The sequence below is a fragment of the Pedobacter sp. GR22-10 genome (assembly GCF_026239715.1).
Taxonomy (GTDB): Bacteria; Bacteroidota; Bacteroidia; order Sphingobacteriales; family Sphingobacteriaceae; genus Pedobacter.
This window is the reverse complement of the sequence record NZ_JAPIVR010000003.1, coordinates 861,158-875,721: the sequence shown is the minus strand read 5'-3', so window position 1 is coordinate 875,721 and position 14,564 is coordinate 861,158. Positions and strand designations below refer to the sequence as shown.

The 14,564-nt window shown below is 38.6% G+C and carries 15 protein-coding genes; 3 read left to right on the top strand and 12 right to left on the bottom strand.

The window, feature by feature from the left end; genetic code table 11:
• Positions 1–5 precede the first annotated feature (5 nt).
• From gmd to OQX64_RS16520, 4 genes are all read right to left on the bottom strand, one after another.
• The gene (gmd, locus tag OQX64_RS16535) at positions 6–1,133 is read right to left on the bottom strand and encodes a GDP-mannose 4,6-dehydratase (protein ID WP_265819599.1); all 1,128 of its coding nucleotides are present in this window, start codon (positions 1,131–1,133) and stop codon (positions 6–8) included.
• A 10-nt stretch (positions 1,134–1,143) separates the two neighbouring features.
• Complete coding sequence (locus tag OQX64_RS16530) at positions 1,144–3,504, bottom strand: GumC family protein (protein WP_265819598.1); 2,361 nt, start codon at positions 3,502–3,504, stop codon at positions 1,144–1,146.
• A gap of 9 nt (positions 3,505–3,513) precedes the next feature.
• Entirely contained in the window at positions 3,514–4,320 is an 807-nt protein-coding gene (locus OQX64_RS16525; RefSeq protein ID WP_265819597.1) for a polysaccharide biosynthesis/export family protein, read from the bottom strand.
• A gap of 159 nt (positions 4,321–4,479) precedes the next feature.
• Positions 4,480–6,204, bottom strand: coding sequence for a capsule assembly Wzi family protein (locus tag OQX64_RS16520; RefSeq protein ID WP_265819596.1), 1,725 nt, complete (start codon positions 6,202–6,204; stop codon positions 4,480–4,482).
• A 224-nt stretch (positions 6,205–6,428) separates the two neighbouring features.
• Here OQX64_RS16520 and OQX64_RS16515 point away from each other — a divergent pair, with 224 nt between their 5' ends.
• Positions 6,429–7,181 (top strand): polysaccharide deacetylase family protein, encoded by a 753-nt coding sequence (locus tag OQX64_RS16515; protein WP_265819595.1) that lies wholly within the window; start codon positions 6,429–6,431, stop codon positions 7,179–7,181.
• A 312-nt stretch (positions 7,182–7,493) separates the two neighbouring features.
• Here OQX64_RS16515 and OQX64_RS16510 read toward each other — a convergent pair whose 3' ends face one another.
• From OQX64_RS16510 to OQX64_RS16495, 4 genes are all read right to left on the bottom strand, one after another.
• Positions 7,494–7,964, bottom strand: coding sequence for a hypothetical protein (locus OQX64_RS16510; protein WP_265819594.1), 471 nt, complete (start codon positions 7,962–7,964; stop codon positions 7,494–7,496).
• Complete coding sequence (locus OQX64_RS16505) at positions 7,957–8,622, bottom strand: peptidoglycan-binding protein (protein WP_265819593.1); 666 nt, start codon at positions 8,620–8,622, stop codon at positions 7,957–7,959. The genes OQX64_RS16510 and OQX64_RS16505 overlap by 8 nt, the downstream gene beginning before the upstream one ends.
• On the bottom strand, positions 8,541–8,915 hold the full coding sequence (locus OQX64_RS16500; RefSeq protein ID WP_265819592.1) for a hypothetical protein: 375 nt from the start codon (positions 8,913–8,915) through the stop codon (positions 8,541–8,543). The genes OQX64_RS16505 and OQX64_RS16500 overlap by 82 nt, the downstream gene beginning before the upstream one ends.
• 89 nt (positions 8,916–9,004) lie before the next feature.
• Positions 9,005–9,643, bottom strand: coding sequence for a DUF6266 family protein (locus tag OQX64_RS16495; protein WP_265819591.1), 639 nt, complete (start codon positions 9,641–9,643; stop codon positions 9,005–9,007).
• A gap of 190 nt (positions 9,644–9,833) precedes the next feature.
• On the opposite strand from OQX64_RS16495, the gene OQX64_RS16490 reads away from it, so the two are divergent.
• The gene (locus tag OQX64_RS16490) at positions 9,834–10,010 is read left to right on the top strand and encodes a hypothetical protein (RefSeq protein WP_265819590.1); all 177 of its coding nucleotides are present in this window, start codon (positions 9,834–9,836) and stop codon (positions 10,008–10,010) included.
• A 58-nt stretch (positions 10,011–10,068) separates the two neighbouring features.
• Here OQX64_RS16490 and OQX64_RS16485 read toward each other — a convergent pair whose 3' ends face one another.
• On the bottom strand, positions 10,069–10,344 hold the full coding sequence (locus OQX64_RS16485) for a helix-turn-helix domain-containing protein (protein WP_265819589.1): 276 nt from the start codon (positions 10,342–10,344) through the stop codon (positions 10,069–10,071).
• A 193-nt stretch (positions 10,345–10,537) separates the two neighbouring features.
• Entirely contained in the window at positions 10,538–11,362 is an 825-nt protein-coding gene (locus OQX64_RS16480; RefSeq protein WP_265819588.1) for a LytTR family transcriptional regulator DNA-binding domain-containing protein, read from the bottom strand.
• Between the two features lie 271 nt (positions 11,363–11,633).
• Here OQX64_RS16480 and OQX64_RS16475 point away from each other — a divergent pair, with 271 nt between their 5' ends.
• A complete protein-coding gene (locus OQX64_RS16475; protein WP_265819587.1) occupies positions 11,634–11,774 on the top strand; it encodes a hypothetical protein in 141 nt (46 codons plus the stop codon).
• A gap of 303 nt (positions 11,775–12,077) precedes the next feature.
• Here the strand turns inward: OQX64_RS16475 and OQX64_RS16470 are convergent, their stop codons facing one another.
• The gene (locus OQX64_RS16470; RefSeq protein ID WP_265819586.1) at positions 12,078–12,491 is read right to left on the bottom strand and encodes a nuclear transport factor 2 family protein; all 414 of its coding nucleotides are present in this window, start codon (positions 12,489–12,491) and stop codon (positions 12,078–12,080) included.
• Between the two features lie 447 nt (positions 12,492–12,938).
• Entirely contained in the window at positions 12,939–14,513 is a 1,575-nt protein-coding gene (locus OQX64_RS16465; RefSeq protein ID WP_265819585.1) for a nucleotidyltransferase domain-containing protein, read from the bottom strand.
• Positions 14,514–14,564: the final 51 nt, after the last annotated feature.

Here is a 14,564-nt window from a genome sequence, read left to right as displayed (position 1 = left end):
AAAATCTATTCATATTGATTTTTAATGGTATAGCCATGAGATTTCAAAAGTGTTTCTTTTTTAAAGTGATCCACATCAACAGCTACCATTTCTTTTACTAAAGCCGCTAAATCATATTTTGGTTCCCAGCCTAATTTTGTTTTGGATTTGGTTGGATCACCAATTAATAAATCAACCTCAGTAGGGCGGAAATAGGTAGGATCTACACCTACTACTTCAGTACCAATCGCCACCTGGAATTCAGGATTGGCACAAGCACTTACAAAACCTTTTTCTGCTACGCCTTCACCTTTAAAATCAATAGTGATTCCCACTTCAGCAAATGCCATACGGACAAATTCACGAACCTTAGTGGTTACCCCTGTCGCAATAACATAATCCTCAGGTGCATCTTGTTGTAAAATTCGCCACATCGCTTCTACGTAGTCTTTTGCATGTCCCCAGTCACGTTCTGCCTCAAGATTTCCTAAAAACAATTTATCCTGTAAACCTTGTGCGATTTTGGCTACGGCACGTGTGATTTTCCGGGTTACAAAAGTTTCTCCCCTTAATGGGCTTTCATGGTTAAATAAGATCCCATTACAGGCAAACATGTTATAAGCCTCACGGTAATTCTTGGTGATCCAAAACCCATAAATCTTGGCTACACCATATGGCGAACGTGGATAAAAGGGTGAATTCTCATCATAAAATCCCTTATCATTCTTATTTTCCGGCATGCCTCCATACAATTCAGAAGTAGATGCCTGGTAAATTCTGGTCTTTTTTTCTAAGCCTAATATCCTTACGGCTTCCAGGATACGTAAAGTTCCGATACCATCTACATTGGCTACATATTCCGGTGAATCAAAAGAGACCTTTACATGGCTCATTGCACCTAAATTGTAAATTTCATCCGGTTGCACCTCTTGTACAATTCTGATTAGATTGGTAGAATCTGATAGATCGCCATAATGCAGTTTAAATCTAACATCCTGATCATGTGGATCTTGGTACAAATGGTCAATTCGATCTGTATTGAATAAAGAACTTCTTCTTTTGATCCCATGGACCATATAGCCCTTCTCCAATAGTAGTTCAGCAAGATAAGACCCATCTTGTCCAGTAATACCGGTAATTAATGCAACTTTCATTATTATATTTTTATCCTAATTTAAACTTATTTCTGATCTTTTGGCTAAAGCTCTCCTTATCTTCATTAACACCATAGGTGCCATACCCATATCCATATCCATATTGCTTGGTTAAAATATCATTTACAACAATACCAATATTTTTCATTTTACCAGATTTATAAAGATCATCCACAATCTTCAATTGATCCTTTAAGGTTACTCTTTGTCTAACAATATATAGCGTAACATCAGCATATACAGATAGTAATTGTGCATCAGTAATAATGCCAACTGGGGGAGCATCCATAATAATATAATCAAACTGCTCTTTTAACTCTTTCATTAGTACCGGAGTATATTCACTCATCAATGTTTCTGCAGGATTTGGAGGTAAAGGGCCTGATGATATAATATACATATTGTTGTTTATACTTAAAGGCTTTACAATATCTTGCACTTTAAGATCTTTATTTATCGTGTAATTACTAAATCCGATATCATTGCTTATCGCTAGTTTTGCTGAGAGACCAGGTTTTCGAAGGTCAAGTTCCATCAATAATACCTTTTTACCTGCTAAAGCTAAAATATTCCCTAAATTAATAGCGGTAAAAGATTTTCCCTCACCGCTCATACTTGAAGTTAATAAAATAACTTTTTCGTCTGAATTCTTTAAATAAAATGACAAATTAGTTCTTAATGCTCTAAATTGTTCGGAAATGGAAGACCGACCTTTATTTGCAACGATCAAATTATCAGCTTCACTATTATGACTAATCTCACCTATTATAGGCACAGCAGTAATATTACTAATATCTTGCTTACTTGAAATAGTGACATTGAACAAATTTGATGCCATAAGAACAATAATCGGAATAAGTAATCCAACTACAAGTCCTGAAAAATATATAATATTTTTTTTAGGACTTATTGGAGTAACCTGCGACTTAGGAGGATCAATGACTTTCGCGATAGAAATATTAGATGATTTCGAGATTACAGTCTCTTCAGCTTTTTGCATTAAAAAGATATAAAGCTCTTGCTTAATTTTCTGATTCCTTGCTAATTTGAGATAATTTTTTTCAATTACTGGAACACCAGAAATTTGCCCTTCAGCCGAACTAAGTTGAGTACGAAGTTTATTTCGAGTTTGAATATAGCTATTTTTGGTACTTCTAATATTTGATAAGATATCGCCTCGCAAACCTGCAATTTGTTTGTCAATGTTTTGTATGAATGGGCTTTCTTCTGTGACACTCAAAAGTTGTCTTTCACGCTCAACTAAAAGAGCGTTATACTGATTCATCAAATTTGAAAAAACTAAATCCTGAGGCAACAGAGATGATGGAAAAACTCTTTTATTACTTTTCTCATCGAGTAAATACCGCTCTAAATCATTAAGCACATTTACTTGTGTCTCAGCCTTTGCCAGTTCAATAGTAAATTCGCCCGTATTTTGAACTAATTGCCTTCCTTGTTCAGACATATCAGCCAACTGGTTTTTCTGTTTAAAATTTTCTACCTCATTTTCAACATCTCCTAACTCTGAAGCGATAGAATTTAATCTTTCTTTAATAAATTTATAAGTGCTATCTGCGATTGCATTCTTATCTTTTAAATTACTGCCAGTATATTTAGATATTAGCTTATTAAGTATATCTTCACCTTTTCTTGGAATAGAATAAGACAAACCTAAATCTATTATGCTTACTTGTTTATTCGTAACACTAACATTTAACTGATTTGATAGTTCAGAAACTCTACCGTCTATTGAAGATACTGATACATAATATGGGTCATCCCTCATTTTAGATAAATCCACAGGATCTAACTTTAAGAGCCCAATATTTTTGATACGGAACTGCTCTCCCCACGCCACCTCTTTTTCAAAATTTTCAGCAATAACTAATACTCTACTTCCATTAGCCTTTTTTATTTCAAGCTTTGTACTATATATTGTATCTACTCCTTTTATAATATTTAGTTTAAAAGGGGAATCATATAATTCGCGGCTTACCAAATTATTTTTTTTAGAGTAGACAATATTTAATTGCATGTCTCTAACGACTTGCTCCATTAAAAATCGAGTCTTCAATATCTCAGCCTCATTATCAACTGAGCTTTTTGAACCAAGTATACCACCTAAATCCATTAAAGCACCAGCTTGTTTACCTAAGCCACCGCCTTTTTCATCATCATTAACTAAAATTTTTGCATTTATCGAGTAAACGGGAGGTGAATACCGGCTATATAAAAAAGCAATAATCAAACATGTTAAAATACTTATAGCAAACCATGGCCATTTAATAAGCATATTTGATAATAAATCTCGTATATTGATATTATCATCTTCATTGGATGAGTTTGTATTTAATTCAGAAAAATTATTCATAAGTTAATACTATTTAAAGTTAGCAATCGCTAAAACTATTACTGAAATAACTGAAGCAACAACACTAATAGTCTGGATCTGAGCAGAGTTTGAAGCCGAAACCTTTCTTTTATTTGGTTCTACATAAATGACATCATTTTGCTTTAGATAATAGAAAGGACTACTAAAAATATTACTTGAATTGAGATCAAGTCTTGCAAACTCTTTTTTCCCATTATTATCTCTTACAATAAGAATATTATCTCGTCTTCCATAAATAGTTAAATCACCTGCTAAACTGAGCGCATCCAAGATTGAAACCTTCTCATTGGGTAATGTATATGCGGATGGTGAACTTACCTCGCCCAAAACACTTACTTTAAAGTTGGCAAAGCGCAACTGTATATTTGGCTCTTTATAAAACGTGCTAACTTTTTCCCGTATTAGCTCCCTCGCTTGATAAGTTGTTAATCCAGCAACTTTAACCTTACCTACTAATGATAGTTCAATCTCGCCATTTTTGTCAACTAAAAAACCAGTACTTTGAGTAGATAAGCTATTATTTGTATTTCCACCTAGTGTAGGAGTACTTGCTGCCTGGTTAACGACAGTACCGCTTTGAGGATTAAGCGTGAAAATATTGATACTCAAGATATCATCAGACTGAATAAGTGGTTCTGTAAACTTTATCGCATTTTCAAGTTGGGCCTGATTAACCGTTTGAATATCCTGAAAGTAGGCAATTTTCTTATTACTGACACACGACGTAGAAAGGCAAAAAGTAATAAGCAATGCGTAATAAATGCACTTGTTTCTGTTTAATTTGTATGTATTCATAGATATTTAAAGGGATGGTAAATGAAGCAATCTAATAATATTTGAACCTATAAGATTTGAAATATATTAATTAGAATACTAAACTGAGCCATCTGCAAACTTAATCATTTAAATGTAATATCAAAAAGGGTATTCAAAACTGGATTCATGAGGTAAAAATTAATTAAACAGATATACTAAACCAACTTTTGCATGAAAGTTCCCAACATCCTGTTTATTCCAGTTCCAATAATCACCAGGAGGATTACTATCTTGCCATTGGTATTGATAGTTTAGTGATCGAATATAAGTCAATTGACCATTCAATATGAAATTCTTATAATTCCAACTTACATTGCCTCCAAGAGAAAGGTCAACCCAATGGCGGTTGATGTATTGATTTTTATCAGCAGAAGCCGCTGCGAACGTATAAAATAAATCATTATTATTAACCTGTCTTCCTAATTGAAAACCGATTCTTTTTAGCCCTTTTACCCAACTTACATCTAAAGACTGCATATTGCTGCCAGGTCCGATTCCTGCACCCAGCACTTGTCCTTGATTGGTATAACCATCAGGAACTAAAGGATGAGAGTACCAACCTAAGGTTGCACGCATATTTTGAGTAGTAGATTTCTCCATTTGAGTAAACTCTACGCCGATCTGAATTCCCTCGTCAGTCCGTTGTAAAGGAACAATTTTCCTAAACCCTACGATATAAGCTCTGGTATGTTCAGGCTCTACTAAAGCATCCCTGAGGTCTTGTGCATGGTCATTACGACCATATTGAAAATAAACTTCTGCCTTACTTTCAGGTAAAACATATCTGGCAAAAAATGAAATATATTGATCCCTTGCTGCCAGTTCATCCAAATTTTGTCCTTGATTATTTTCTCCAAAATTCCTTTTTTCAACCGCATCAAAAATGGGGAAATAATCAGAGAAGCTATTGCCCATATTGGAGCGGTTGACAATAAAAGAACGGTCAAAACCCAAAAACAGGCCAGGCACCCATTTGGGTTGATAGGTGAGCACCATGCCTGAAAAATAACGCCAATCATAAGGTCTTGTTTTGGATTCATAAACTATTGCCTGAGGTAAGCCACCTTGTTGCAATAAGTTGACCCCAGATTGTTCTAATCTACCGCCTACAATCTGCGCTTCAAAAGAACCTATATAAGTCTTTATCGGCCTGGTGGTATTTAGAGTTAAATGTCTGAAGCCTGATGCATTATTACTCATTAACAAGGAGTTTTTAACTCCTGGGCCCCACCATAAATTTTCATTCGAAAAACCAAAAGACACCGGGCCGGCATTTAATCTGATACTGCTCTGCCCTAGGCTTAATTTACTATAAGCGCCATTATTGAAACGGTCTGGTAAATCGATGTTATTATAATAATTGGTTATAGGCGTATTCCAATAGACGCCATTCGGCGCATCAGCCAAACGTTGAAATTTCAGATTCTGTGCATATACATATTCTGGCCGGAACTGAATACTTAAGGGGCCGATCTTGGCGTAAATGCCTGCGGAGATTTGCGTTTCATAACCTTTGGCCTGTACCATGGAACCATCATTCATGCCATAGGGATGATGGGAATTGACTTGTTGCTGCCAGGCTAAGGGCAAGGCATAAATCTGGGTTTTGAATTTGGGATTGCTATACAGTAGCTTCCTGAAATGAAGTAAAGAGTAACTGCTGTCTGGATCCAAAGCCAGGTCATTCCGGTCTGACATAAACATTGGCCTGATCATATAAGAACTATTGGAGCTGTCTTTACCCAGCAATTGCTGCCTCCTGTAGGCATCTTCTACATTTTCCAATAAACCTACTGGTAACGTCTGTGCAGATACCCAGCTACTCAGAAAAATCAGCAATAAAAAAGGATAAAATATCCGCATAGTCATGATATGGTTTTGTTACAAGAACGCTAAAATGCTCGCAAAGGTATGCAAAGTTTAGCCGGATGAGAAATTTTTTACCAGCTAGTCGCTTTTACAACTTTGAAGGTTAAGTAATTTATTCGTTTTAGCGTTAAAAAAATTGAGGGAATCTGAGTTTTTAACCGATTAAATCCGTTTATTTGGGAATTAAAATTTCGCTGACGCTTTAACCGGAAAACCCCTTGAATATCCCCATTGCCATGCTGCATCATGTAGCAGAACAGCCTCACCCGAGTTTGCAGACCTGGTGTATCAGTCATGGTAAGTTCCTGGAATTTTTAAACTGCATTGCAGAACAGCAATTGCAAACCACCACCTTTCATGAAATCGTCAGCCAGAAATTAACCGCAAAAGACTTAAAAAACCGGATCATCATCACCTTTGATGATTGTGCAGCCGAGCTTTTTGAATTTGCCATCCCTGAATTGCTGAAACGCGGCATGAAAGCGGTGTTTTATATGCCTTCCAATCATATTGACGGTGAAAACACCTGGGATATTGAAGAATTTGCCATGAGCAGTGTAAAACTCATGAATCTTGATCAACTCCGGCATTTATTGGCACTCGGCATGGAAATAGGGAGCCACGGCGAAAACCACATCCGGCTGAACAAGGTAAGTGAAGCAACGGCTTACCAGGATATTGCCGGTTCGAAACAAAACCTGGAAACTTTACTGCAGTCCCCGGTCTATTCCTTCGCCTATCCATACGGCAAAATCCCGGCGAAACATCAAAAAATGCTGGTAAAGGCCGGGTATACTTTTGGCTTATCCATTTATACTTCGGTGGAAACGCGTTATACGCTCCGGAGATTTGCCATTAATGAGACGGATGACTGGAAAATCATCACGATGAAACTCGGCAAAAGATACCGACTCATGCGGGCCTTATATGACCCCATTTTATTATTGAAAAACCGGGTAGTGAAGGATTAAGGCATCAGTCATGCCTGTCAGCCAGCTAAAACAGTGATAACATGCTTATTTTGAATTAGGCTGCTCCGGAATGACAGCAGGTGGCTTATCCCTTTTCAAAAGGATAAGGCGTATACCCGGCAAAATGCACTCTCAACATCAGTCTCTGCAACCGGTCAATCCAAAAAAGGTGATAGCATCATTATTCAAGAAGATTTGTCAGGTGAGCTTGCCGAAAAACAGTTAAGTGCTTTTTTATCAGTCTTCCGACAAGCTCAGGATGACATTTCGAATTTGGCATACAGCCCTTTACCCCCTTCAAACCCCAGGTTATCAATGTCGGCGGAGTAGGTATAAACATCCCGCTAAGCAGCCCACAAACAGGCTTACCCTTAGCCATGCCGGAATAGTCGGCCTCGTTTTTACCTGTGCCTTCTCCACTTTGCGGTATTCCTTTTTATCCTTCACCAGGTTTGCCTGTTTCAGGTGGCTCAAACTGTTTGCTGCAAGATGCTGTTGCATGTTGCGTTGCTGTTTCCCTTTCAGTATCACTTTTGTAGCCATCCCCTGAAAACCCCTCGCGGCATCATAAGTAAAGGCACCTACAGGTATAATCTGCACCTCGTACGCTACGCTGCTACTGTCAGTAATGAATGCGGTATGGTTGCTTTGCCGGGTTTCATCTGTATGGCTGTAACTGGCACTTTCGCATTGGCCGATTTGTTCACGGAACTGCTGTGTACTTTTCAGGCTGCCACAGGCGCAGCACATGAAAGGCAGCAGTAGAAACCCAACATTATTCATGCGCATGTTTGCCTCCCTTCTGTTTTGTCCAGTCGGCAAAAAGATGGATGTTTTTTACCAGGCGGCGTTTCCGGTATACCCCATCACCTTCGCGGCTGCCGTCCACATTGGTATTGCCTTCAATGCTGATGAACCAATGGCCGTCCTTTTGTGCAACTAAACCACAATGCGCAATTCTTTTAAGTGCCGGAAAGTAGATGCCAAACAGGGTTGCAGGTTTAATGTCGGTGGTCCGCCTTCCAGCCGGGAATAAAGCCGGGCTCCAGGCAGTTACCGGCTGGCGATAACCGGCCTGCCCGAAAACCCAGCTCACAAAGGCAGCACACCATGGATTTCCCTTTTTTAAACCCGTATAGCGCAGATAGGCTTCTACCTGGCGGCCGTCGTTATGACCTGTGGCTTCCCTTACCCCGATCTGCGATTGCGCAATGGAAATAACAGCGGACTTAAAGTGATGAGATGGTTTTCTACAGTCGTTATTTTTAACCACAAAGGGCACAACGTTTTCAACAGAGAAATACCGTGCTTTTTTAATACACCATATCTGCTGACTTCGGACTTCCAACGCCCGACTTCCTAAAATACGGCTGCTACACAAGCAATGCCCGCCAGTAAAAACAAGGCAAACGATGCCCAGTAAAACCCTAATTGTTGCCATAATGCTAAAGTGTTAAAATGTGAAACCAGGTGAGTGAAAGAGATGAAGCCCAGGCGATGCCAGAAGTAATGCAGCAGTTGCCAGGCCAGCAGCAGCCAGCCGGTAAAAAGCAGGACGCTCAAATAGATCAATTGCCAGATCCCCGGATCAGGTAAAGCCGTTGTGGCATCAACGGATAGCAATACCCTGGCTAAAGTGTTCCAGCTGACAATAATGATAATGCCGGCAAATGCAATTTCTAAGACATTAGCGAAATTCGCTTCCCTTAATTTTAAAATAAGTGTTTTCATCATGTTTTTATTTAGGAATGGCTGTTTGCTTTGTGGATCGGGTGAAGCTGCACCTTCCGGCAAACAGCCATTCGGGTTAAATGAATAATGGATTAAGGCAGGGTAACCGAACCTAAGTACTGGCTGTTCCCTACAATATCACCTTCACGCTTAATGGCAAAAGCCCAGGTATGCAATACGTCACCCGTAAAATCTGCAGCCATATTGATGGTATAGGTTAAATCCGCACGGGTGATGTTTTCATAAATGAGGTACATCATCTTCGTGGCATTCAATACCACCACCATCAGGCTGTCATCCGTAAATGCATTATACCGGTTTAAAATGCTGTTCCAGGTAAGCACCAGGTCATTCCCGGTTAATGTAGCGGCCAATGCATGGAAAACCGACAGTGATCCTTTACTCATTACGATTTTTGAAAAGTCAACACGGTAGTCGGGATAATCGCCCTGTATGGCCTGGGTTAAGAAAATCTTTACCGCGGCATTGTAGCCTGTGGTTTTGTTCAGGTTCTTATCGCTAAAACCAATGTTCAGGATGTCCTTAATCGGCCTGAGGTAAACCGGTGCCATTGCAAATTTTGTTCTTTGCGCCACCTGTTCTGTAGTGGCTTCTTTACCTGATTTCTTAGGCAAACTTTTTAAATAATCAATGCTGCGCCAGCTGCTGCCGATTACGCTGCCTACCTTTCCTGAGAATGTGCCATTGGCACCTTTTGAATACGATCCCATAATTTTAATTTTTAAATGTGAATAAATGTTGATAACATGGACATTTGATACCGGTATATTTAAATCCATGACGCAAACTTAGCGCGCCGGGCGGAGGCACCCGAATTCCGGACTGAAATGAGCTATATTGGCCCCATTTGGTCTGTTTTGAACCATTAAGGATGGTGTTAGGGGGCATATACCGCACAGGTTGCCGGCAGATAAACCCGGCAGTAACGGTGAAACCATGATCCAGGCAGTGACGTATACTCTTGCCGTTTTCACTACTGTTCCTTTACCCCCGCTTTACCCTGCGGGTAAGCAAAGGGTAAGCAGGGGGTTAACAAAGGGTAAGCAAAGGGTTAACATGGGGTACAGCAGGGGTTAACAAAGGGTAGATAAAGGGTTAACAAAAGGTAAACCCAGCTGCAATAACAGGCCATACATCAGGTGCGGCCCCGGCGATGGCTTTCTTCAAAAGCGGCCAGTAATTCACTTTTGTAAAAACGATCACCGCCAGGCATTTTTATGGGTTTTAAAGTGCCGTCTTTTACTTTGCGCTTATAGGTGGTTTCACTGATTTTCAGGTAATCTTTTACCTCCTGGCGGGTCAATTGTACATCCGTATTACAGGAACGTGGCGGGCTAAGCAGGCCGGGGTTTTCTTTTAACAGCAGATAGATGTTATAAAGGATTTTAATCAGGGTATCGATCTTTTTCATATACAGCTATTGAGGGTTGAAGGCATTAAGAATCAGGAGATGGCGCGCCCTGCAGGGCTTGCACACACACTCGAAATTCGCCTTAAATAATATTGAAATGATGTTTGACCGACACTTAAAATTATAAAAAACCTGGTTCAAAAAATACTTTTATGTTTCAACACAAAGGTATTTTTCCACACCCGGGTAGGTATTACTGCCTTTCCACAAATTTTATAAAAGCCGTTTTGAAGTCCTGAAACTGTTGCCGGGTAATCCTTTTGTCGCCGTCAAATGCAACATCGGGCTTTAAAATCACCTCGCCCTTTTTACTATTGGTGGTATAACTGTCAATCAGGTGAAAAGCAAGGATCACATTCCGGTTTATTTTAATAAAATGATCCGGATCCAGCTGACTTTCCATATCTCTGGTGGTGATGTCTATAAACCAGATGCTGCCGTCTGTTAGTGAAGCTTTCCCGGTACCCGATTGTCGTACAAAGTAATTCAGCTCCTTTACATGGAAAACACGCTTCTTTTTACCCAGTACGCCTTCAAATACCTGTGCCCGCTCAGGTTCCAGTGGTGTCGGACCATAATCGTGGCCAGTCTTTATTTTCATATACCAGCCATTCATAAGGTAAATCAATAGTTTAGCCAATGGAAATTCTGAAAGGAGGCAGCTGTTTCCTTGAAAATCCAGCTTGAAAAGCCACAAAAAAGACTTAATCAGAACCAGGTCGAGATATACAGGAACTAAAGTGCAAAATAGCAACTGATAAGCCAGTCGCCTGTTCCAGCCTGAGGGCCACGGACACCATCGATCAAGCAGTATGGAAACCAGGTGGATGTAGTTGATTAAGACCATGACGATGGCCACACTGAACAGCAAAGTGATAGATATGCCGGAGGCAACAATCAATTCATTCACCGGACTGATCTGGCCTTCTGCCACGATATAAACAGCCACCAGAATAGCCAAAACAAACCTGGTGTAAAAGGATGGGTAATGTGTTTTTTGGTTTGAAATTGAGTACATAAAATAGAAATATTTATTTTTAAATAGAAAATATATCAAAAAACATATTCAATAAAAAAATACAATATTATTCCTATTCGCTATAATTATTTTTATCAGGAGGGACTAAAAAGTATTCGGGCGGATATTTGACGTTTTCGGACCGTTTGGATGACAATTTGGACGATTTAATCAGCTAATCCGGCTCTTTTATATCAGCGACACAACTGACAGTTTTTTTTAACCGGCAGAGTTGATAAGTTTGATGATCGCAATGTTGCGTGTAAAAAAGATGATGATGAAAAAAATTAAATCAAATGCCGGAGGGCAGCAGCAACTGCTGTCCAAAAGAAGGCCGTTAGTCGTACGTCAGGAACAAAGCAAAGGCACGACTGCCAATGGTGCCTATAGCGAAGATGCGCTGATCACCTAAATTAAGATGGCCAATCCTGTTATTGCCTGCCACAATTGGTTTGACCGACACCCGTTGTGGTAAATCATTCCGGATCAATCCCTACTGCTGATCACATCCCTGATATTTATTTCCGGCTTAAATGAGGCATATCCTTAAGATCAAAAATTAGCGTAATGATACGACAACCAATGAATAACCTAACGCCATCGTACTGGCGTTTTAAATTTATTTATGTTTTGCCATATGAAGGACAAGAGTTGTAAGCTAGATGTTTAGATAGCTTATTTGGATATAATCAGCACTGGTTTTCTGATTCCCCGGCTATGTTAACCTTCGTTCTGCTTCATTAATGGCTAAGTTATTGATGCTCGCATATCTTTTAGCCATTAAACCGTTTTCATCAAATTCCCAGTTTTCGTTCCCATATGCCCTGAACCAGTTACCTTCTGAATCCTGGAATTCATATTCGAACCTTACTGCAATACGGTTGTCTGTATGCGCCCAGTATTCTTTTCTAAGCTTATAGTTCAACTCTTTTTTCCATTTTTCAGAAAGAAATTTTACAATTTCTTCTCTTCCGTTTACAAATTGGTCTCTGTTTCTCCATTCACTATCGATCGTGTAAGCTTTAGCGATTTTCTCAGGATCCTGTGAATTCCAGGCATCTTCGGCAAACTGGATTTTCTGTAATGCGGTCTCCAATGTATATGGTGGCAGCGGATGTTTCTGTTCCATTATTTTAATGTATTAAGTTATTTATAATTGATTTTGATTTTTCTATGAGTTGATTCGATTTGAACAGTTTACTTTCCATCATGCAGCTTTCGAAGAGCAGATAAATGTGATCCGACATCATTTCATCAGCTATAAGTGACTGAAAAAATGCCCGGAGGTCTACCTTATGTTTCAGGATCGGATTCAAAATTTTAACATGATCACCTGGTCTTTCAACTAAAATATTCAGGAAGCTACACCCTCGAAAATTTTCCTTGTGATTCATGTGAATCAAAAAATCAAATGATGAGATTACCTTTGGTTTTACCTCTTTTTCATTTTTTATAAATTCGTACAGTTCATTGAACCAGTACTCATGCCTGGCATTCAAAAACTCGACGCAAAGATCCTCCTTCGACTTAAAATGCTGATAAAAACTAGCTTTGGCAACATATAAGCGCCATCAAGCTATTTATCAATTTTTGAAAGATGGGCAATGGCATAAATTAAATATGATTTTTGACTTTCATTAATAAGTAAGATTCTAAGAGAATAATCCAATAGGTTTTTAACAACAACCCAATGCGGTTCTACCTGTTTTGCACCGGGCACCCACCTCTGGTGCGGCTTGACTTGTTGATTTAATCTGAGTGATTTTTCTAGGTTTTTAAGTTGCTCTTCAATAAAAAAATATTCGTTTTCAGAAGAATGTACATGGAATACTTCAGAAAGGATTTCATTTTGCCTCGAGAACTGCTGAAAAAAAAGATCGTATAAGTTTTTTCTAGCCTCAACAATTTGATCAAATAAATGATTTTTTTTATTGTCATATGCACTAGAAATCCAGGTTCTTTCGACGAAGCCTATGAAATCGATCCATTTGCTTTCAGCTTCGAAGAAAACATCTTTAATTTTCTTTATAATAACAAGTGCAAAAAATATTGATTCACTTTCGTTCTTTAAATCCTTACTGAAGGTGTTGCTAATGGTATTAAAGAATCTGAAGAATGGAACTACCATGCCTCCTCCCCCAAAAATCAATGAGAAATCTATATTAACAGGATAGTGGATTTTGACCGGGCTAATTTGGGTAGAGAAAATTTCTTTGATTTTCGTAATTATAGAGTTGGGAAAATTTTCGCTTTCTACCTGTAAAACCAGATAGAGGGTTTCCGCAGATGAGGAGTCGTCTCCTATTGGTCTTGATCTGAAAGCAAAATAGTATATGATATCTTCTTTAATCGTTTTAATAGCATCTTGAATCAAATAATGAACTTTGAAAAAATCATGCGTTCCAAGGAAGTTAATAACCAAATAGTTGAATTTTAACTCTATCAATCCGGAATATCTGCTGTATCCTTTATCTAAAGTGCCCATTGGGACTAACTCTTTCCGGATGAGATTCAGCAAAGCATCAGGATTTAATGAGTGGCTAAAACTTCTCATTTCATTAAGTAGTCTATTTGATAGAGCCGGCGAAAACAGATTCATTTCTCTTGCGAGATGTTTATGGTTGTTAACCCAACGAAAATTTGAGTGAAGATAGTACTGTATGAATGTTCTATAAAGTTCCTGCCCAAGTATCATTTTCTCTTCATCTCTATTATTCGCAGACAAATCGGAAATCAAATTAAGCATGTTTACCTTATATAAGTAAAGCTCATTGTATGTACAAAGGCGAGGTCCATCATTATAAAGTTTTTTGCATTCGCTGATAAGCTGCTTTAGATAGTATCCGTTATCCAAAAGTATCAGGCCTTTGGCAAATGATCCGAGATGGATGCCTGTTCTTGCAAACCAATCATACCATAATATCTCATCAACTTTAGCGACAGGAATATGAACAAGCTGTATTTTTTTACTCTCCCAAAGAAAAAGCTCACTAAAAACGTAATCTCTGGTATAAGTCAGCAGATAAATATCATAATCTGATTCATCATTTGCATTTCCATCAACCCTACTACCTGTTAGAAATGCCACATAAACATCGGGAAATTTTTCCCTAACAAATGTTAGTAATTTTTCTTCAATTTTTCCTGCCATTTACGCTTCGATATCTTCTTTAAAAGTAACATTTCTGTAGCTTTAAAAAAA